The organism is Amycolatopsis iheyensis, from assembly GCF_024703995.1.
Taxonomy (GTDB): Bacteria; Actinomycetota; Actinomycetes; order Mycobacteriales; family Pseudonocardiaceae; genus Amycolatopsis; species Amycolatopsis iheyensis.
On the sequence record NZ_JAMXQV010000050.1, the window covers coordinates 21131 to 40229 of the forward strand.

Annotated in this window: 15 protein-coding genes and 1 pseudogene; 9 read left to right on the forward strand and 7 right to left on the reverse strand. The window is 69.0% G+C overall.

All coding sequences use genetic code 11. The features are described 5' to 3' along the window. The first annotated feature begins 21 nt into the window (after positions 1-21). Genes alr through tsaE form a run of 3 tightly spaced genes read left to right on the forward strand, consistent with a single transcriptional unit; the run spans position 22 to position 2686 of the window. Positions 22-1128, forward strand: a complete 1107-nt coding sequence (gene alr, locus M8542_RS48360) for an alanine racemase (RefSeq protein ID WP_257927197.1) — start codon at positions 22-24, stop codon at positions 1126-1128. Next, a complete protein-coding gene (locus tag M8542_RS48365) occupies positions 1125-2222 on the forward strand; it encodes an alpha/beta fold hydrolase (protein WP_257927198.1) in 1098 nt (365 codons plus the stop codon). The genes alr and M8542_RS48365 overlap by 4 nt, the downstream gene beginning before the upstream one ends. Continuing rightward, on the forward strand, positions 2219-2686 hold the full coding sequence (gene tsaE / locus M8542_RS48370; protein ID WP_257927199.1) for a tRNA (adenosine(37)-N6)-threonylcarbamoyltransferase complex ATPase subunit type 1 TsaE: 468 nt from the start codon (positions 2219-2221) through the stop codon (positions 2684-2686). Before M8542_RS48365 ends, tsaE begins: the two co-directional genes overlap by 4 nt. On the opposite strand, the gene M8542_RS48375 is transcribed toward tsaE, so the two are convergent. Both M8542_RS48375 and M8542_RS48380 read right to left on the reverse strand, forming a co-directional pair. Further along, positions 2670-3998, reverse strand: coding sequence for a carboxyl transferase domain-containing protein (locus M8542_RS48375; RefSeq protein WP_257927200.1), 1329 nt, complete (start codon positions 3996-3998; stop codon positions 2670-2672). The genes tsaE and M8542_RS48375 overlap by 17 nt on opposite strands. Beyond that, a complete protein-coding gene (locus tag M8542_RS48380; protein ID WP_257927202.1) occupies positions 3991-5415 on the reverse strand; it encodes an acyl-CoA synthetase in 1425 nt (474 codons plus the stop codon). Before M8542_RS48380 ends, M8542_RS48375 begins: the two co-directional genes overlap by 8 nt. Positions 5416-5514: 99 nt before the next feature. Here M8542_RS48380 and tsaB point away from each other — a divergent pair, with 99 nt between their 5' ends. From tsaB to tsaD, 3 genes are read left to right on the forward strand one after another with little or no spacing between them, the layout of a single operon-like run. Then, positions 5515-6180 (forward strand): tRNA (adenosine(37)-N6)-threonylcarbamoyltransferase complex dimerization subunit type 1 TsaB, encoded by a 666-nt coding sequence (gene tsaB, locus M8542_RS48385; protein WP_257927203.1) that lies wholly within the window; start codon positions 5515-5517, stop codon positions 6178-6180. Beyond that, the gene (gene rimI, locus M8542_RS48390; protein WP_257927204.1) at positions 6177-6656 is read left to right on the forward strand and encodes a ribosomal protein S18-alanine N-acetyltransferase; all 480 of its coding nucleotides are present in this window, start codon (positions 6177-6179) and stop codon (positions 6654-6656) included. Before tsaB ends, rimI begins: the two co-directional genes overlap by 4 nt. Further along, complete coding sequence (tsaD, locus tag M8542_RS48395; protein WP_257927205.1) at positions 6656-7705, forward strand: tRNA (adenosine(37)-N6)-threonylcarbamoyltransferase complex transferase subunit TsaD; 1050 nt, start codon at positions 6656-6658, stop codon at positions 7703-7705. Before rimI ends, tsaD begins: the two co-directional genes overlap by 1 nt. Before the next feature lie 49 nt (positions 7706-7754). Here the strand turns inward: tsaD and wecB are convergent, their stop codons facing one another. From wecB to M8542_RS48410, 3 genes are all read right to left on the reverse strand, one after another. Then, positions 7755-8906 carry a non-hydrolyzing UDP-N-acetylglucosamine 2-epimerase gene (gene wecB / locus M8542_RS48400; protein ID WP_257927211.1) on the reverse strand — a complete coding sequence of 384 codons (1152 nt, stop codon included), beginning with the start codon at positions 8904-8906 and terminating at the stop codon, positions 7755-7757. A gap of 97 nt (positions 8907-9003) precedes the next feature. Then, positions 9004-9183 carry an LAXTG motif-containing small protein gene (locus M8542_RS48405; RefSeq protein ID WP_257927206.1) on the reverse strand — a complete coding sequence of 60 codons (180 nt, stop codon included), beginning with the start codon at positions 9181-9183 and terminating at the stop codon, positions 9004-9006. Positions 9184-9194: 11 nt separating this feature from the next. Next, entirely contained in the window at positions 9195-9962 is a 768-nt protein-coding gene (locus M8542_RS48410) for a choice-of-anchor protein CoaP (protein ID WP_257927207.1), read from the reverse strand. Positions 9963-10294: 332 nt separating this feature from the next. On the opposite strand from M8542_RS48410, the gene xrtP reads away from it, so the two are divergent. The 3 genes from xrtP (at position 10295) to M8542_RS48425 (ending at position 14152) form a co-directional block, all read left to right on the forward strand. Then, entirely contained in the window at positions 10295-10834 is a 540-nt protein-coding gene (xrtP, locus tag M8542_RS48415) for an exosortase P (RefSeq protein ID WP_504970542.1), read from the forward strand. After that, complete coding sequence (locus M8542_RS48420; protein ID WP_257927208.1) at positions 10831-12207, forward strand: XrtP-associated glycosyltransferase; 1377 nt, start codon at positions 10831-10833, stop codon at positions 12205-12207. Before xrtP ends, M8542_RS48420 begins: the two co-directional genes overlap by 4 nt. A gap of 73 nt (positions 12208-12280) precedes the next feature. Next, a complete protein-coding gene (locus M8542_RS48425) occupies positions 12281-14152 on the forward strand; it encodes a peptidoglycan recognition protein family protein (protein WP_257927209.1) in 1872 nt (623 codons plus the stop codon). A gap of 241 nt (positions 14153-14393) precedes the next feature. Here the strand turns inward: M8542_RS48425 and M8542_RS48430 are convergent. Further along, positions 14394-15630 (reverse strand): annotated as a pseudogene (locus tag M8542_RS48430) (helix-turn-helix domain-containing protein). A gap of 137 nt (positions 15631-15767) precedes the next feature. Then, complete coding sequence (locus M8542_RS48435; protein WP_257927210.1) at positions 15768-17597, reverse strand: restriction endonuclease FokI C-terminal domain-containing protein; 1830 nt, start codon at positions 17595-17597, stop codon at positions 15768-15770. Positions 17598-19099: the final 1502 nt, after the last annotated feature.

Consider the following 19099-nt stretch of genomic DNA (forward strand, 5'->3'; position numbering starts at 1 on the left):
CGTGGGAAACTGGAGGTCGCCATGACCTCCAGTTTCCTTCGCGCCCAGGTCGACATCGACCTCGACGCGATCCGCCACAACCTCACCCTGCTGGGCGCCCGCGCGCCCGGCTCCGAAGTGATGGCTGTGGTCAAGGCCGACGCATACGGCCACGGCGCGCTGCCGGTGGCGCGCGCCGCGGTCGAGGCCGGCGCGTCCTGGCTCGGCACCTGCTCGCTCGCCGAGGCCCTCGCCCTGCGCGAAGCGGGCATCACGACCCGGCTGTTCAGCTGGCTGGACACCCCGGACGTCGACTTCGCGGCCGGCATCGCGGCGGACGTCGACCTCGGCATCAGCTCGCTGGGCGAGCTGGCCCGCGTCGCCGCGGCGGGTGGTCGGGCGCGGGTGCACCTCAAGATCGACACCGGGCTCTCGCGCAACGGCTGCCCGCCGGCCGCCTGGGCCGAGCTGGTCGAAGCGGCGGCCGCGGAGCCGCGGGTCGAGGTCGTCGCGATCTGGTCCCACCTCGCGTGCGCGGACGAGCCGGACCACCCGGCGACCGACCTGCAGGCCAAGCGCTTCGCCGAGGCCTACGACGTCGCCCGCGCCGCCGGGCTCGACCCGAAGCGGCACCTGGCGAACTCCGCCGCGGTGCTCACCCGGCCCGACCTGCACTTCGACGTCGTCCGGCCCGGCATCGCGATGTACGGGCTCAACCCGGTGCCGCAGGCCGAGGACCTGCGCCCGGCCATGACGTTCCGGTCCGCGGTGGCGCTGGTCAAGCGCGTCGAAGCCGGCGAATCGGTGTCCTACGGCCACACCTGGACCACCCCGCGCGACACCACGCTGGCGCTGGTCCCGGCCGGGTACGCCGACGGCGTGCCGCGGTCGCTGTCCGGGCGGATGGACGTGTGGCTCGGCGGGCAGCGCAGACCGGTCGCCGGGCGCGTCTGCATGGACCAGCTGGTGGTCGACTGCGGCGACCACGAGCCCGCGGTCGGCGACGAGGTCGTCCTGTTCGGCGCCGGGACACACGGCGAGCCGACGGCCCGGGAATGGGCCGACAAGCTGGGCACCATCGACTACGAGATCGTGACTTCGATGTACCGCCCGCGGGTGCGGCGCCGGTATCTGGGGGAGCGTTCGTGACACCTTCACGTCGACTGCTGGCCATCGTCGGGGGCGTGGGGGCCGTCGCCACCGGGACCGCCGCCGCCGCAATCGTCGCCGCGCAACAGCGGCGGCACAGTGAGGATCCGTACGTGGACGAGCCGCTGGGGGAGCTGAAGCCGGACCGTACTTCCACGGTCGCGGCCGAGGACGGCACGCCGCTTTCGGTCGAGGAGATCGACCCGGAGGACGGCGGGAAACCGGAACTGACCGTCGTGGGGGTGCACGGCTTCGCGCTTTCGCGGCGCTGCTGGCACTTCCAGCGCCGCGACCTGGCGAAGCTGCGGCTGCCGCGGGTGCGTCAGGTGTACTACGACCACCGCGGCCACGGCCTGTCCGGCGCGGCGTCCGCGGAGACGTCGACCATCGAACAGCTGGCGCGGGACCTCGACGTCGTGCTCCGGTCCGTGGTGCCGGAGGGGCCCATCGTGCTGGTGGGGCACTCGATGGGCGGCATGGTGATCATGGAGCTGGCCGCCGAGTTCCCCGAGCTGTTCGAAGAGCGCGTCGAGGGCGTCGCCTTCATCGCGACGGCGGCGGGCGAAGTAGGCGCACGCGGGTTGCCGCGTTCGCTGCTCTCGAAGTACAACCCGCTCACGCGCGCCGCCGGCGGTCTCGCCGGCTGGCAGCCGGGGCTGGTGGAGTTCGTCCGCGCGGCGGGCGGGCAGCTGACGCGCCAAGCCGTGCGGCGGCTGGCGTTCGGCAGCCGGGACGTCGCGCCCCGGTTGGTCGACTTCATGCTCGAAATGCTGGAAGTGACGCCGGTGCGCGGGTTGGTGAACTTCGTCGACACGCTCGGCAGCCACAACCGCTACGCCGCGCTGGCCGGGCTGAAGCACGCGGAAGTGCTGGTCATCGGCGGCGACTCGGACCGGTTCACGCCGTTCTCGCACGCCGAGCGGATCGCGGCCGAGCTGCCCGACGCGGAGCTGGTGCGCGTCCGCGGCGCCGGCCACATGGTCCAGCTCGAGCAGCCCGAGCTGGTGAACAGCCATTTGATCGATCTCCTGCAACGCTGTTCCGGTGTGGACGGCGAAACCTCGTCCCGGCGAACCTGGTGGTGGCAGCGTTGAGTTTCGTGTTCCCGACCCCCGACGACACGATGGACTTCGGGCGCGCGCTCGGCCGCGTGCTGCGCGCGGGTGACCTGGTGCTGCTGGCCGGCCCGCTCGGCGCGGGCAAGACCACGCTGACCCGCGGCATCGCGGACGGCCTGGGCGTGGGCGGCCGCGTCAGCTCCCCGACGTTCGTGCTGGCCCGCGTCCACCCGGCGGGCGCCGCGGGGGTGCCGTTGGTGCACGTGGACGCCTACCGCCTCGGCGGCGACCTGTCCCAGCTGGACGACCTGGACCTGGACACGGACCTGGAGCGTTCGGCCATCGTGGTCGAGTGGGGCGAGGGCTCGGCGGAGCGGCTGTCGTCCGATTACCTGGTGGTCCGGCTGGACCGCCGCGAGGACGACGTCCGCGAGGTCGTGCTGGAACCCCACGGCACCTGGGCGGACCGGACGCCGGAGCTGGTCACTCCGCCGGTCTGATCACCGCCCGGGCAACGCCCAGCTCCACGAGGTCCTGGGGCCGCAGGTGCAGCTGGTTGGCGATGTCCGGAACCTCCGAAGCCGGCCGCTTGAGGATCGCGGCCGCCGCCTCCGGGGACGTCACCGAGAAGTACGCGTCCGGTGCCACCCACGTCGACTCCGGGGCCGCGAACGCCAGCGCGCCACCCGAGCCGCCCTCGCCGATCACCAAGGTCGTCACCGGGACCGAGGCCGTTGCCACCGCCTCGAACAGCTCCGCGATCGCGCCGCCCGCGCCTGCCTCCTCGGCCGCCGCGTCGTTGGCCGCTCCCGGGGTGTCGACCAGGGTCAGCACCGGGATGCGCAGGCGGGACGCCAGCCGCACCAGCCTCGCCGCCGTCCGGAAGCCCGCCGGTGCCGTCGGGGTGCCGCACTGGGCCGCGTACGCGATCGTCCGGCCGTTGCGCCAGCCGAACCCGCAGCGAACCCCCGGGTCGACGCCGCCCTGGCGGTCGCCGCTGATGTCCTCACGCCAGTCGAAGTAGGCGTCCAGGTACTCGACCGCCCGCGCGCGCCGCGGGGACCGCGCCGCCTGGACCGCCTCCCAGCCCGTCTCCGGCAAGGCCGTCGACCGCAGGGCCGACGGCGGCGGCGCGGCCGCCGAAGACTGCGAGGTCAGCAGCCCCAGCCAGCGTTCCAGCGCCGCGCCGAGCTCGTCGGGCGGGACGATCGCGTCGACCTGCCCCCACGCCAGCTTCGCCTCGGCCGTGTACGCCTCCGGCGAACCCGCCGGCCGCACCCGCGACCCCGCGAACCCGACCTGGGCCTCCGGCAGCGCGAGGATGACGTCGGCGCCCGCGCCGAGCGTCGCCCAGCCGCCGCCCGTCGTCGGGTCGCGCAGCACCGAGATCCGCGGGATGCCGGCCGAGCGCGTCAGCGACGACGCCCGCGCCACCCGCTGCAGCTGCATCAACGCGCGCATGCCCTGCTGCATGCGGCTGCCGCCGGTCGAGATCAGCGACACCACCGGCAGCCGGGCCTCGCGGGCGTGCGCGAACGCCGCCTCGATCCGGTCGCCGGTCCGCTGCCCGAGCGACCCGCCGAGGAAGCCGAACTCGAACGCGATCAGCACGGCTTCGACGTCGCCGATCTTCGCTGTCCCGCAGACGACCGACTCCTGCTCGCCGGTGCGCTCTTCCGCGGCAGCCCGCGCGGAGCGGTAGCCGGGCCAGCGGATGGGGCCGTCGGCCGGCTCGTCGCGCAGGGGCGTGCCGAACTCTTCGAAGCCACTCGAAACCGCGGCCAGTACCTCGCGCGCCGGCAGCCTAGACACCGAGGGCCCGCTTCATGACCTTGCCCATGTCGTTGCGCGGCAAGGCATCCAGGTACCGGACGACCCGCGGGCGCTTGTGCGGCGCGAGCAGCTTCGCGACGTGGTCGGCCAGTTCCTCGGCCGACGGCGGCTCGCCGCTGGGCACGATCCACGCGACGATCCGCTCGCCGAGGTCGTCGTCCGGCTCGCCGGTGACGGCCGCTTCTGCGACGCCCGCGTGTTCGAGCAGCGCGTTTTCGATCTCGCCCGCGCCGATCTTGTAGCCGCCGCTCTTGATCAGGTCGGTCGCCTTGCGCCCGACGATCCGGACGTAACCGTCGGTGTCCAGCGTCGCCATGTCGCCGGTGCGGAACCAGCCGTCGTCGAACGCGGCCGCGGTCGCGTCCGGGCGGTTGAGGTACTCGGTGAACAGGTTCGGGCCGCGCACCTGGATCTCGCCGACGGTCTCGATGTCCTCGATCGCCTCGCCGGCTTCGCCGACCAGCCGCAGTTCGACGCCCCGCAACGGCACCCCGACCGAGCCGGGCTTGCGCTCGCTGTCCGCGCGGACGCTCGTGTTCATCAGCGTCTCGGTCATCCCGTACCGCTCGACGACCTCCTGGCCGGTCGCCGCGGTGATCCGCTGGTGGTCGTGCACCGGCAGCGCCGCGGACCCGGAGACGAGCAGCCGCGCGCTCTTCAGCGCCTCGGCCAAGGCGGTGTCCGCACCGACCTCGCCCGCGATGCGGTGGTACATCGTCGGCACGCCGAACAGCATGGTCGCGCCGGCCGCGAGCTCACGCGCGACGCCCTCGGTGGAGAACCGGCCGAGGTGGCGCACCGAGCCGCCGCGGCGCAGCGGGCCCAGGATGCCGAGGATCAGGCCGTGCACGTGGAACAGCGGGAGCGCGTGCACGAGGACGTCGTCGGCGGTCCAGCCCCAGGCGTCCTCGAGCGCGTCCAAGGTGGTCGCGAGCGCGCGGCGGGGGAGCACCACGCCTTTCGGCGGGCCGGTGGTGCCCGAGGTGTAGACGACCAACGCGGGTGTCTCGGGGTCCGGCTCGGCCGCGAAGGGCGTCTTCTCACCGGTGAGCGGGATGTCGCGACGAGGCAGGTCCGCGAGGCCAGCGGGCAGCTCGACGCCCGGCTCGGCGAGCACCAGCTGCGGGTCACTGTCGGTGAGAATGTGCGCCAGTTCACGCTCGCCGATCTTCGGGTTCAGCGGCACGGCCGGGACACCGGCCAGCAGCGCGGCGATGACCGCGACGCTCGTGTGCACGGTCGGGGTCGCCCACACCGCGACCCGGCCGCGCGGCAGGTCACGGGCCAGGGTTCCGGCGACAGCGCCGAGATCGTCGTAGGTGAGGACGTGGTCGCCGAAGCGCAGGGCTTCCTTGGTGGAACCGTCGGCGAGGGTGGGGAACAACGGGGCGGGCACCGCGGGGACCTCCCAGAGTCGGACTCCATCCGCACGTTACCGTGCCGTTCCGTCCCCTGCAGCAAGCCGCCGAACACCCTGGTCGTACGCTTGCTTACCGTGTTGGTACTGGCGATCGATACCTCGACCCCGGCGGTGACCGCGGGCGTCGTCGCGGTGGACGAAAGCGGGGTCGAGACGCGCGGAGACCGCGTCACGGTCGACCCGCGCGCCCACGGCGAGCTGATCATGCCGCACGCGCTGGCCGCGGACGAAGCCGCCGGGGTGTCCCTCAAGGACCTCGACGCGATCGTCGCCGGCGTCGGCCCCGGGCCGTTCACCGGGCTGCGTGCCGGGATGGCCACCGCCGCCGCGCTCGGGCACGCCCTCGGCCTGCCGGTGTACCCGGTGTGCAGCCTCGACGCGATCGCGGCCGACGTCGCCGCGGGCGAAACCGCTTTCCTCGTCCTCACCGACGCCCGCCGCCGCGAGGTCTACTGGGCCGCCTACGACGCTTCGGGACACCGCACCGAAGGCCCGGCCGTGCAGCGTCCGGCCGACCTCGAGACCGACGTCAAGGTCGCGGCCGGGGACGGCGCGGTGCTGTACGCCGGCGTGCTCGACGTCCGGCCGATCGAGCCGCGCTTCCCGTCGCCGGCCGGGCTGGTGAAGGCCGCGCGTGCCGAGCTGCTGGCGAAGGAACCGCCCGCGCCGCTGACGCCCCTGTACCTGCGCCGTCCCGATGCCGCCGAGCCGTCGGCGCCGAAACGGGTGACCACGCCGTGAGACTCGAGCCGCTGCGCCGCAAGGACATCGCCCGGTGCGTGGAGATCGAGAAGATCCTCTTCCCCGGTGACGACCCGTGGAGCTCCCGCGCCTTCCACTCCGAGCTGGACGCCGGGAACTTCTACCTCGCGGCGCGCCCCGACGAGGGCGACGAGCTGCTCGGCTACGCCGGGCTGGCCGTCGTCGGGCGGCGCCGCGGCGAGTACGAGGCGATGGTGCACACGATCGGCGTCGCGCCCGAGCACCAGGGCCACGGCATCGGCAAGGCGCTGCTGCGGGCGCTGCTGGAGCGGGCCGACGAGTTCGAGGCGCCGGTGTTCCTCGAGGTCCGCACGGACAACGAGACGGCGCTGGGGCTGTACGAGAAACACGGCTTCGAACGGCTCGGCATCCGGAAGCGCTACTACCAGCCTTCCGGCGCCGACGCGTACACGATGGTCCGCCCCGCGCGGACGCGAGACGAGGTGGCGGGCTGATGTCACGCATCATCATGGGCATCGAGAGCTCGTGCGACGAGACCGGCGTCGGCCTGGTCCGCCTGCACGACGACGGCACGGTGGAGCTGCTCGCCGACGAGGTCGCCTCGAGCGTGGAGCAGCACGCGCGCTTCGGCGGCGTCGTCCCCGAGGTCGCCAGCCGCGCGCACCTCGAGGCCATGGTCCCGACGACCGAGCGGGCCTTCGAGAAGGCCGGGCTCGCACTGTCCGATGTGGACGCCATTGCCGTGACGGCCGGGCCTGGCCTGGCGGGTGCGTTGCTCGTCGGCGTCTCCGCGGCGAAGGCGTACGCGACGGCGCTGGATGTCCCGCTCTACGGTGTCAACCACCTGGCCGGGCACATCGCGGTCGACACGCTGCAGCACGGGCCGTTGCCGGCGCCTTGCCTGGCGTTGCTGGTTTCCGGTGGGCACACGCAGCTGCTGCGCGTCGACGACATCGCGTCGGGGATAACCGAGCTGGGGTCCACTGTGGATGATGCGGCCGGTGAGGCGTACGACAAGGTCGCGCGGGTGCTCGGCCTGCCGTACCCGGGTGGTCCGCCGATCGACAAGGCGGCCAAGAACGGTGATCCTGCCGCGATTGCCTTTCCGCGTGGGATGACCGGGCCGCGTGACGCGAAGAACGACTTTTCGTTCTCCGGCTTGAAGACTTCGGTGGCGCGCTGGGTCGAAGGCGCCACCCGGCGCGGCGAGGAAATCCCGGTGGACGATGTTGCGGCGTCGTTCCAAGAGGCCGTCGCGGATGTGCTGACGATGAAGGCGGTCCGCGCGGCGAAGGAGCAGGGGATCGGGACCATCGTGATCTCCGGCGGCGTGGCGGCGAACTCGCGCTTGTCGTCGCTGGCCGCCGAACGCTGTGCTGCGGCCGGGATTGAGCTGCGGGTGCCGCGGCCTCGGTTGTGCACGGACAACGGGGCGATGATCGCGGCGCTGGGCGCGCACGTGGTCGCGGCCAAGCTGCCGACCACGCCGTTGGACTTCAGCGCGAACCCGGCCCTGCCAGTCAACGTCGTCTCACTGTCGTGAGTGTTTAGGGCGGTTAGAACCGCCCTAAACACTCACGACGAGTCTTGGCCTACGAAGCTGCGGCGTGCTTGTGGGCCGGGGCGCCCACACCCAGCAGCTCTTCGATCGCCGCCACGGCCAGCACTGCCGCATTCCCTTCACCGTACGGGTTTCCGACCTGAGCCGGGCTCAGCTCTCCGCGTAGGAGCCGGGCCGCCGTGTCCGCGATGCGGGACGTGTCCGTGCCCACCAGCCACGCGCAGCCCGCCTCCACCACCTCGATGCGCTCGGTGACGTCGCGCAGTACCAGCACCGGCGTCCCGAACGTCGGTGCCTCCTCCTGGATGCCGCCCGAGTCCGTCAGCACCAGTGATGCCAGGCGCAATGCCCGGACCAGGTCCGGGTACTCCAGCGGGTCCGTCACCGTCACCCGTGGCAAGCCGCCCAGTGCCGCCTCGACCTGCTCGCGGACCTGGGGGTTCGGGTGGGCCGGGAACAGCACCTGGACGTCCGGGTGCTCGGCCACGATCAGCTGCACCGCGGCCAGCGTCCGCTCGAGCGGTGCGCCCCAGGACTCCCGGCGGTGCGACGTGACCAGCACCAGCCGCTCGCCCGCCTCCGCGATCTCCATCTCCAGCAACGCCAGCGCCGTGTCCCGCGCCGGGAGGTCGCGGGCCGCGATCTCCAGCACCGCGTCGACGACCGTGTTGCCCGTGACCGCGATGTGTTGCCGCGCAACGCCTTCCGCGCGCAGCTCCGCCGCCGCGCCGACCGTCGGCGCCAAGTGCAGCGCCGCCAGGCGGGACACCATCTGCCGCGCGCCCTCCTCCGGGAACGGCGCCGCCAGGTCGTGCGTGCGCAGCCCGGCTTCGAGGTGCACCACCGGGATGCCCAGCCAGAACGCGGCCAGCGCGCCCGCGAGCGTCGTCGTGGTGTCGCCCTGGACGACGAGCGCGGCCGGCGCGTGCCGCCGCAGGACGTCGTCGAGTGCGGGCAGCAAGCCCGCCACCAGCTCCGCCTGGCCGCCGGTGACGCGCGGTGGCACGTCCAGCCACGCGTCCACGACCAGGCCGAACGGGGCGAGCGCCTGCTCGACCATGCCCGCGTGCTGGCCGCTGTGGACCAGGACCGGCCGCATGGCCGGGTGCTCTTCGAGCGCCAGTGCGAGCGGCGCGAGCTTGAGCGCTTCCGGCCGCGTCCCGGCCAGCAACATCACATCCACCCCGCGGTGCCCCTTCTCCACATAGTCCAGTGTCCCTGAGAATTTCTTTCGCCGCGGGCCGCCGGCGTGCGAGGGGCGCACGCCGACGGCCCGTTCCTCAATCCCGCGCCTGGGAGAGGCGGCGATTGCGGCGGTGGACGGCGATCAGCGCGACGGTCCCGAGCAGGACCAGGAGCACGCCGACGGCCAGCCACCACCCGACGTCGGCGCCGGTGGCGGCGAGGGTGCCCACCCCGCCACCGGCCACGCCGACACCCGCGCCCGGCATCTTGTACATCCGGGCCTCGCTCAGGCCTGGGTCGCGCGACGGCGGTAGATGCGCGTGCCGACCGGCACGGCGATCGCGCCGAGCAGGCCCAGCCCGATCCACAGGCCGGCGCCCGACGCCAGCGGCATCGGCGGCGCGGCCGGGCCGCAGGTCGCCGACGACACGATGACGTCACCCGAGCCGAGCGAGCCGACGACTCCGCCGAGCAGCTTCACGTGGATGGCGTTGACCGTGAGGCTGCCGTCCTTGTTCTTGATCTGCTCGTTGAGGATGATCGTCGCGATGTTGATCCCGGCCAGGCCGACCTTGATCTGCGTGTTCGGCGCCGGGTTGGCGTCGACCGCGCCGATGCTGCCGAGCTTCGCGTCGGCCAGCGTGCTGCTGCCCTTGACGCCTTCCTGGGTGGCGGTGCACACGGCCTCGACGGTCTTGACGCCGACGTTGCCGAGCGCGGCCTTGAGCAGCGGCACGCCGACGTCGGCGGTGGTCGCCTTCGCGGTCACCGCGCCGGAGTTGTCGTCGCGCTTGGCCTCGGTGGTGATCACGCCGGCGGTCAGGATGCCGGGCACGGTGGCGCTGGCCAAGGTGCTTGTCGTCGGGCCCGCGGTGTTGGCCGCCGCGAGCGGCCCCACCTTCACCGCGTCCGCGCCGAGCAGCTTCACATCGACGTTGACGCCGTATGCCGACCCGTCACCGGGGGCGGCCGAAGCGGGAGCCGCACCGGCGAGCACGACGCTCGCCACGACCGCGGCGAGCAAGCCGCCGCGGCGCACGAGGGAGCTCTTCATCTACTGGTCCTCCGAATTCGCTGGGTTTCCCTGGAGTTCGCGTGACGGCGGCGCGGATCGACCCGGCTTGCCTCGACTTCGCACGCGAATCGACTATCGCCAAGAGCGCCGCGAATAGCACATGAAAATGCGCGAATCACCGGATCGGGTATTCCGCTGTGAAGTTTCCGCAGGTCGCCACGACATCACCCGGACGGCCTAGAAAGTTCGGCGGCAAAGCTGCCGAATGGGCCGCTAAACCACACCTCCGGGTAGAGCAGCGGGGCCTTCATGACTTACGCTCGCCGCGGGGTCCGCAGCTTGATCGAAGAATCGACACCGAGAGGATCGTCGTGGCCGTAGCGAGCGCTCCGAACTCAGGCACGGCACGGTTTCCGCTGGTCATCGCGCTCGGCGCGCTGGCCGCCGCGGGGGTCGTGGTGGTGCTGGCCGAGCGGTTCTATCGCGAGCTGGAGGTGCGTCTAGCGGGCGCGATCCTCGAGCTCGTCACTACATCGGGTGTTTATGTCGCCCCTGATCGGGAGTCCGTTTACTTTGGGTTGAGTGGCGCTACGCCGTTCGGGTTGAGAATGACACCGGAATGCTCGTCGGCGTTCCTTTTGCTGCCACTGCTCGTTGTGACCATGGTCATGGTGTACTTCCGGCCGGCGAATGCGAAGCGCTTGTTCTTTTCGCTCGGGATTTCCGCGCTCGTCGTGGTGCTGGTGAATCAGCTGCGCATTCTCACGATCGTCGGCCTGGTCCACGGCCTCGGCACCGACGAGGGCTACTACTGGGGTCACACGCTGCTCGGCTCGATGGTCAGCGTGCTCGGCGGCGCCGTCTCGCTGGTCCTGTTCGTCTGGCTGGCGACCCGGAAGAAGAAGGCATGAGCGTCAAGGTCCTGCTGGCGATCACCCAGGCGTTCGCGCTCACGATGAGCGTGGCGTTCCTCGTCTACGTCGTGGTGATCGTGGTGCCGTACCTGCGCCGCAAGCCCGCCCCGGTCGGCGACCCGGCCGGCTTCACGTGGCACTTCTTCGTGCCGTGCCGCGACGAGCAGACGGTCATCCGCGAGACGGTCCGCTACCTGCGCACGACGTTCCGGAAGGCGCACGTCTGGGTCGTCGACGACGACTCGGAGGACCGCACGGCCCGCGTCGTCCGGATGCTGTGGCGGCGCCACGGCGGCTACGACCCGTACCTGCACCTGGTGCCGCGCACCCGGCCCGAGGCCAGGACCGGCAAGGGCGACGCGCTCAACGCCGCGTACCGGTCGCTCAACGAGTGGATGGGCCCGGACGCCCCGCGTGACGACGTCGTCGTGGTGGTGGTCGACGCGGACGGCCGCCCGGCGCCGAACTGCCTGGAGGTCTGCGCGGCCGAGCACCTCTTCGGCGACCCGGGGATCGGCGCGGTGCAGCTCGACGTCCGGATGAGCAACGTCGAGACGCCGCCGCCGTCGCGCAACCCGGTGGGCCGCTGGTTCGGCCTGAAGCTGGCGCAGCTGCAGGATCTCGAGTTCCGGACGGCGATCGCGGCGATCCAGACGTCGCGCGGCTTCACCGGCACGATCTCGATGGGCGGCAACGGCCAGTTCACCCGGCTCACCGCGCTCGACTCCATCGCGGGCGAAACGGCAGAGCCGTGGCGCGGCTCGCTGCTGGAGGACTTCGAGCTGGGCGTCCACCTGCTCACCGCGGGCTGGCGCACCGGGTTCACGCCGGATTCCCATGTGGCGCAGGAGGGTCTGTACAGCCTGCGGCGGTTCCTGGTGCAGCGCACGAGGTGGGGCCAGGGCACCATGCAGTGCGCGCGCTACCTGCGGCGGATCTGGGACTCGCCGCACGTCAGCACGCTCGGCGCGGCGGAGATGATGTACTACCTGGCCCAGCCGTGGCTGCAGCTGCTCGGCTCGCTGCTCTACCCGATCCCGTTCATCCTGCTGGTGGTGAGCACGGCGGGCGATCCGGCGCAGATGTGGACGTGGTTCACCGGCGGCGCGTGGATCCTCTTCGCCATCTACGGCTCGTTCGGCCTGCTGCCGTTCCTCGTCTGGGGCCCGATCTACCAGCTGAAGTGCTTGCGCAGCGGGAACATCCTGCGCGGTGTCGGCCTGGGCTTCGCGTACGCGGCGTACATCTACACGTTCTACGTGACGTCGTGGCGCGCGTTGTTCCGGCTGGTCCGCGGCCGCAACGGCTGGGCGAAGACCCGCCGCAACACCGAACAGGCGGCCGGGGCGAAGGTCGCGCTCGACGCGTGAGCGCGGCCCCCTTACCTCCGGCGTGAGTTTCTGGTTAGGTTCTCACCGTCTGGCACCTGAACCCTGGGGGTTTATGCCCATGTCCGCACGTTCCTTCTCCAGAGCGGCGGTCCTCGCCGCCGCGGTCGCGCTCATCGCCGGGCTGGCCACCCCGGCCCACGCCGACACGACCACTCAGCGGCAACGCGACTTTGCGGCCGCGGCAGCCGAGTTTGGTGTCCCCGAGAACGTCCTCCTAGGCGTCTCGTACCTGGAGTCCCGCTGGGACACGAACGCGGGCACACCCAGCACAGCAGCGGGCTACGGCCCGATGCACCTCACCGACCTGCGCGAAGCCGGCGCGGCGACCAGCCACCACGACGAAGGCTCCGAAGACCCCCGAGGCGACGACGCCCGCCCGGCCCTGCACCCGAAGGCGGGCCCGACCACCCCACCGCAAGGCCTGCAGACCATCGACGAGGCCGCGCAGCTCACCGGTCAGAAAGCAGAAACCCTCCGCACCGACCCCACGGAGAACATCCGTGGCGGCGCAGCCCTCCTCGCGAAGTACCACGCGGGCAAGACCGACTGGTACGACGCGGTAGCGCAGTACAGCGGCGCCACCGGAGACGCCGCGCAGACGTTCGCCGACGAGGTCTTCGACACCATCAAGACCGGCGTCGCCCGCACGACCGACGACGGCCAGCAGGTCACCCTCGCCGCCACGCCGAACACCACCGTGAAGCAGCACCCCGGGAACCCGGCGAACGTCGAGTGCCCGAGGTCCGTCACCTGCGAGTCCGTCCCCGCTCCGTACCAGGAGCTGCCGAACGACGACTACGGCAACCACGACCTCGCGAACCGGCCGACGAGCCAGAAGATCGACCACATCGTCATCCACGACACCGAGGGCTACTGGGACAACGTCCTCGACCTCGCGCAGGACCCGACGTACGTGAGCTGGCACTACACGATCCGGTCCAACGACGGCCTGATCGCGCAGCACCTGCCGACGAAGGACGTCGCCTGGCACGCCGGCAACTGGTACGTCAACGCGAAGTCGATCGGCGTCGAGCACGAGGGCTTCGCCGAGAAGGGCACCTGGTACACCGAGGCGATGTACCGCTCGAGCGCGAAGCTCGTCGGCTACCTCGCGCGCAAGTACGACATCCCGCTCGACCGCGCGCACATCATCGGGCACGACAACGTCCCCGGCACGGTCCCGTCGACCATCGCCGGCATGCACTGGGACCCGGGCCCCTACTGGGACTGGTCGCACTACTTCGACCTGCTCGGCGCGCCGCTCGGCGGGTTCGGGCGGCCCGGCTCGTCGCTGGTCACCATCGACCCGGACTTCGCGAAGAACCAGCCGGTCTTCACCGGCTGCGACACCGCCGGGCAGCCCTGCGCGCCGCGCGGGTCCGAGGCCGTCGTGCTGCATTCGGCGCCGGACGAAACGTCGCCACTGCTGAAGGACGTCGGCCTGCACACCGACGGCTCGCCCTCGACCATGGCCGTCTCCGACGTCGGCAGCCGCGTCGCGACCGGGCAGCAGTACGCCGTCGCCGGCGTCAGCGGTGACTGGACGGCGATCTGGTACCTCGGGCAGCAGGGCTGGTTCCACAACCCGCGCAACGCACGGGTGGCGAAGCCCGCGATCGGCTGGGTCGTGACGCCGAAGCCGGGGCTGGCGACGATCCCGGTCTACGGACGCGCCTACCCCGAGCCCGAGGCCTACCCGGCGAACGTGACCGTGCAGGCCATCACGCCGCTGCCGTACACGCTGTCGGCCGGGCAGAAGTACTCCTCGGCCGGCACGGTCGGCTCGGAGTACTACTCGGCCACGACGTTCGACGTCGCCGACCACGTGGTCGTGAAGGGCAAGCTCAAGTACGTGCAGATCCAGTTCGGGCACCGGATCGCGTTCGTCAAGGCGGACGACGTCCGGCTCCTGCCGGCCTTCTGACCGGCACCGGCCGCGTCCCGCCGGGGCGCGGCCGGTCCGCCGGTCCAGGACCAGTTCGGCATGTTCAGCGCCCGGATGCGGCGGACGCGCTCGACGGAGCGAGCACGAGTTGGCGGACGGAGTCAAGATCACAGCGACGGTCTAGCAGTCCTGCCGGGCAGGCTTGATCAGGCGAGGAACCAGCCCTTCGACACCACCAGCACCCGAGCCGACCAGACCGAGAACCCGCGAGCCCATCCGACTACCTGACCGCGCCGCGGCGTTCAGCCAAGGCGAGCAGGAGCGACGACTTCTTGCCGCCGGTCGCCGGGGCGCGTCGGTACATCGACCGCACGACCTCGCGAACCAGGGTGCTGTGTCGAACGATCGTCGGCGCTTTCTGCTCCGCCTCCAGCAGGGTTTGAAGAGCCTCTTCGTCCTTCGCGACCAGGCTCAGCGCCCGCGCGAAGTCGATCAGGTGCGTTACCTGTCGCTCGACCGGCATATGGTCGACGTTGATGCGGGGCGCGGCTTCGATCACCTGTGAGACGTCGCCCAGGTCGAGGGCGGCCGAAAGCCGGTGCAGCTCGACGTTCGCAGGGCCGAACCCGGTCTGCCAGTAGTTCGCGTCCACCCCGAGCTGATTAGCCGCACGGTTCGCGTGCGACAGCAGCTCGTTCGCAGTTGATCGGTCCTGGTGCCGAGCCGCAGCGACGGCCGTGCGCAGGTAGAGCATCCCGTAGAGACTCAGCGCCGCCGGATCGCCGGCCGCCATCCTCGGGAGGAGCCACTTCGCGGCCACGTCGCCCAGCTCAAGGGCATCGTCGAACCGGCCGACTGCCAGCAGCGCGTGAGTGCCTGACCGGGCAGCCGAGGCCAGGACCAGCGGATCATCTGCTTCGTCTGCCGCTTGCATGGCCCGTTCGGCCGCGATCCAGGCGAGGTCGGCTTCCCCGATCTTGCTGAGCGTCGTTGCCGCCAGGTGATGCACCCGCGCGGACACCGCTGCGCACGCCCGCCGGTACGTCGCGTCATCCGCCGACGCCGCTTCCATCCCCTGAGTGGTCTTGATCAGCCCGGGAAGAGCGGTCACCGCGCGGCCGAGGTCGCCCTTTTGATAGCTCGACCAGGCACCTTCCACAAGCTGAGCCACCGGGGCAGGGTCGATGTACTCGGGCGACATCGAAGAGGAGAACAGCGTCCGCGACAGCCGCCGAGGAGCCATCAGCGCGTCACGGATCGCCGGCACGTCATCGTTCTCGTCCTGGTCCTCCAGGAGCACCGGTTCGCCGAGGAGGTCGCCCAGCGTGACGCGCAGACCCCGCGCAACGTCGGCGAGCACGTCCAACCTGCGGATATCGCGCTCGCCGCTCGATCTTGCTTAGCCAGTCCTCAGACCGGCCCACCAGGTCAGCCAGCACAGCTTGCGACAGGCCGCGCCGCCGCCGGTAGAAGGCAATACGCTCCCCGATGCTGAGCTGATCACCCGCACCACGCATACGCACCAGGCTAACAGCGATGAGCTGCCTGACTTCACTGTTGTGGTTGCGCCCGAGCCGCATCACGAGCATCCGGTGCCGCGGCTCGACCTAGGTGCGAGCTGTGGCTGAGGTGTTGGCCGTCAAATACCGACCTCCTAGTCCTGGTCGGGCGCAACTGTACTGTCAATCAGGTCGGCGATGGCCCTCAACCGTAATGCAATGTTATAAGGACTATCCGCAAGAGCATAATGTTCGTCGTCAGGCGCCTTGATCACTGCGGCGAGACTCGGATGAGCGAGCAGATTCAAGCAGGCCCTTATTTGGTCTTTCGATGGCCGAAACGGCAGGTTTGATGACCTTAACGCGAAGCGTAGATTTCCAATCGTTGCGGATCCTCGGTCCTCTGGATCGTCTTCCGCGGCCTCCGTCTGAAGAATGGAGATAAGGGCAGCTGCAAGCGCTAGGTCATTTCTGGCTTCCTGGTGTGCATCATCAAGTCCTTCGAGATTTCTCTTGCTTGAGTCGAACGCGTCGCGTAAGCGCGGAAGGGGAATGGGGGCAGAAGTGTGTGACGTGACAAGTGAAGCTAAATCCTCAACGGTGATTACCGTGATTCCGTTCGCCATTGCTGACTCGCTGACGCTTCGCGCAAAGTTAACGGCGATGATCGCCGCGTAATCGGCAGAGTTTTTGACGCGATGTCGCTTGATTGCTTCGTAGTTGATCTGACTTTCGGGAACGGTGCTCGAGGACGTGGCCTTTGAATCTACGACAGCAGAATATCTAACGTCGGCAGGTAGGTTTGCCTCAATGTAGACATCGGTGTCATTACTTCCGCCGATGTGCCGAGTCGAAAATCCCAGCAGTTCAAAAGCGTCGGCTACTGCAATCTCAAACTCTGTGCTTCTCGATCCGTCGCTCCCGAATTTGCGAAGTCTGTGTACAACCTCCTCGACGTCAACTCTTGGTGCGATGTGACCTCCATCGTCATCGTCATCGGTACTTTTGGCGCGAATCGGCGTAGCCGAAGGATTCTGCAATGTTAGTTCGGGAAGAAGCTCCACTCCGCGGGGCGTGATGCGAGCGCGGGACTTATCGAACCGTTCGAGGTAGCCGGAGTCGGTAAGCAATGCTATGCGGGTGCGTATCTCATTCGCGTCGCCGTTGAAGCCATAACTCGATCGAGCTATGGTCAATAACTCTGAGGTGGAAGCTAACTCGCGGGCCGCGTTGAGCAGTTCGCCTATGAAAGAAAACTTCGAGTGCAAAAATCGGACGAGGTCGGCTTCTTTGCCGGGCTGGAGGCAAGCATAGGCTAGCTCTGTTGGTCCATACTTGTTGTATGCGACCAGCTCAATAAATTCGAGATGACGAAGCGAGTGCATCATGGAATTGAAAGAACCTGCATTAACTCCCAGCTCTCTTTGTGTCGAGGACTTGAATTCTTCTACGGTGGCGCCGTCGCCGAGGAGGCTTACGGTCTTGCGAAGACCTTCGAGCGCGGTGAATGAGCCGTGGAGTGGTCCCTTTCCGGATCTGTTAGCGCCTCTTGGAATGTACCCGATAGGTTCTCGCCTCTGCGTCAGCGTGGTTGTCGTGGTTCGCTCTTTGACAACACTTGATGGTCCTGTGATGGGGATGTCGCTTACGGTGGGTGCCGACTGGGCGGGCGTATTGACCTCTTTCTGGTCGGCCAGTTCGAGTAGGTTCAACAAATCATTTCCGCTGTCGGTGACGACGAGCTTGTGTCCCCATAGCTCGACTAATTCAAGCGAGCGGAGCCAGGCAACTCGTCGCCTAATCGGATCTAGATCCTCCCAGCTGAAGGAGTATTGACTGCGGGCGACGTGTAAGAGTGCTTCGTGAGTTGAATGATTAGGAATTTCATGGATCAACTCTCCGAAAAATTTGCAGTGCGAGTGAATGTGTCCAGCCAGGAGGTTCGTGTTCGACGAATCCTTAATCCACTGTAATGCTACGTCCATTGGTTGCCATACTTCACCGTCTCGAAGGACTAGTCCCATTGGTGATAGTTGACGTCGGCAGACCTCGTTGACGGAGACTTCGATATCTTGCCCGATGGCGGTGTGTAATTGCAGTGCGTTATCTCGCGATGCAGGAAGTTGTCGAACTATTTGTTCAAGGGCGTTTCTCTGAAAAGTCATACCTCCTGGCAGGATTCCGACGGTATTCGAACGTTCAGCCCAGGGGCGGGGCGGTGGGATTGACGCTGAAGCTGGCGACATGAATTTGATAGCCTCTCGATGCAGCGATGCTTGGTGAGTGGTGGTCGTTTTTTGTCGAGCAATGACGATTCTCGCGTGGGGCGACGAAACTTATCGACCGGTTATCTTTTGGTGGTCGAAGCTTCCTGAGAGGAGGTCGTTCCGCGCAATAGTGGGCGCGTTGGCCGTCGCTGATCACGTGAAGATTAGATGACGAACTTTGTGTAGCGACCCAGGATGCCGCCGTGCATCGAGCTATCCCCTGTTTATAGCGCACTGTTGGCTCCGTCGTAGGTAGCGTTGCCGAACTTGGCTCTATGGGATCAAGGCGCCGCCGCTGGCGGCGCGCACGTCACGTCGCGTTCGGCGGTCGCGCCCCGTGCAGCTCGGACGGCCTGCCGCTCCGCTCCGGCCGCCGGCTGCGGGCGGACCGCCGGAGTCGCGATTCTGGACGCGCGCCGCCAGTTCCATCCCCCGTCTCAAGGCGCCGTGCGGCCATCGCCGAGCGGCCAGACAGGCTGTTCAAGCTCCGCGCCTAGCACCGTCAGATGCTCGCGCCAGCGCCAACGAGCTGCGCGGAATCTTTTGTGCGGGTGGCGTAGCCATTGCCATGCTCGCAGGCTACGCGGGACACGGCGGCCTGAGACATCGAAGCGCATCAGCGCCGTGGCGATAGCCAGGTGTGAGCCGACAGCTCTGACCGCCCGCTCTCTGTCTGCCTTCGTCGAGGGCCAGCGGTCAAGAAGCCGACCCAGCTCCTGGCTTACGCCGTCAAGAGACGGACCAAGCGTTGGTGCGCCTGATGTGGTGATCAAGAGTACGGCGTGTAGGTAGTCGTCCTGTTTCGAGCGGAACTGGTCCTTGTCGTCCTGGAGCAATGCCATCGTCAGCGCGCTCACGTTCCGCTGAAAGTCTGCATACAGGCTTGCTCTGACGGCGCGCAGTCGGTCAGTTCGCTCGGCCGCATCACGTCGCGCCGTCAGCCGCTGAGACCACAGCACGCCTAGCAGGCCGATAGCAGCCACGACTAGCGTGCCCCACCAGGGCGTTGATGCGTTCATGTGCCCTAAGTCGCCAGTGGCCGAGAGGTTGCAACTGCGTCCCTGGGCCCGTCCTCGCTCGCGATCGTTTAACACTGATGGCGCTCTCCGAGATGGGCCAGCCATGCTCTCCGAAATGGGCCAGCTGAGGAGTGCAGCGTAACCGGTGTCAGCGGCGGAGCGGGATCACTCCGTCGGGTGCCGCGACGGGCATCTGCGGCC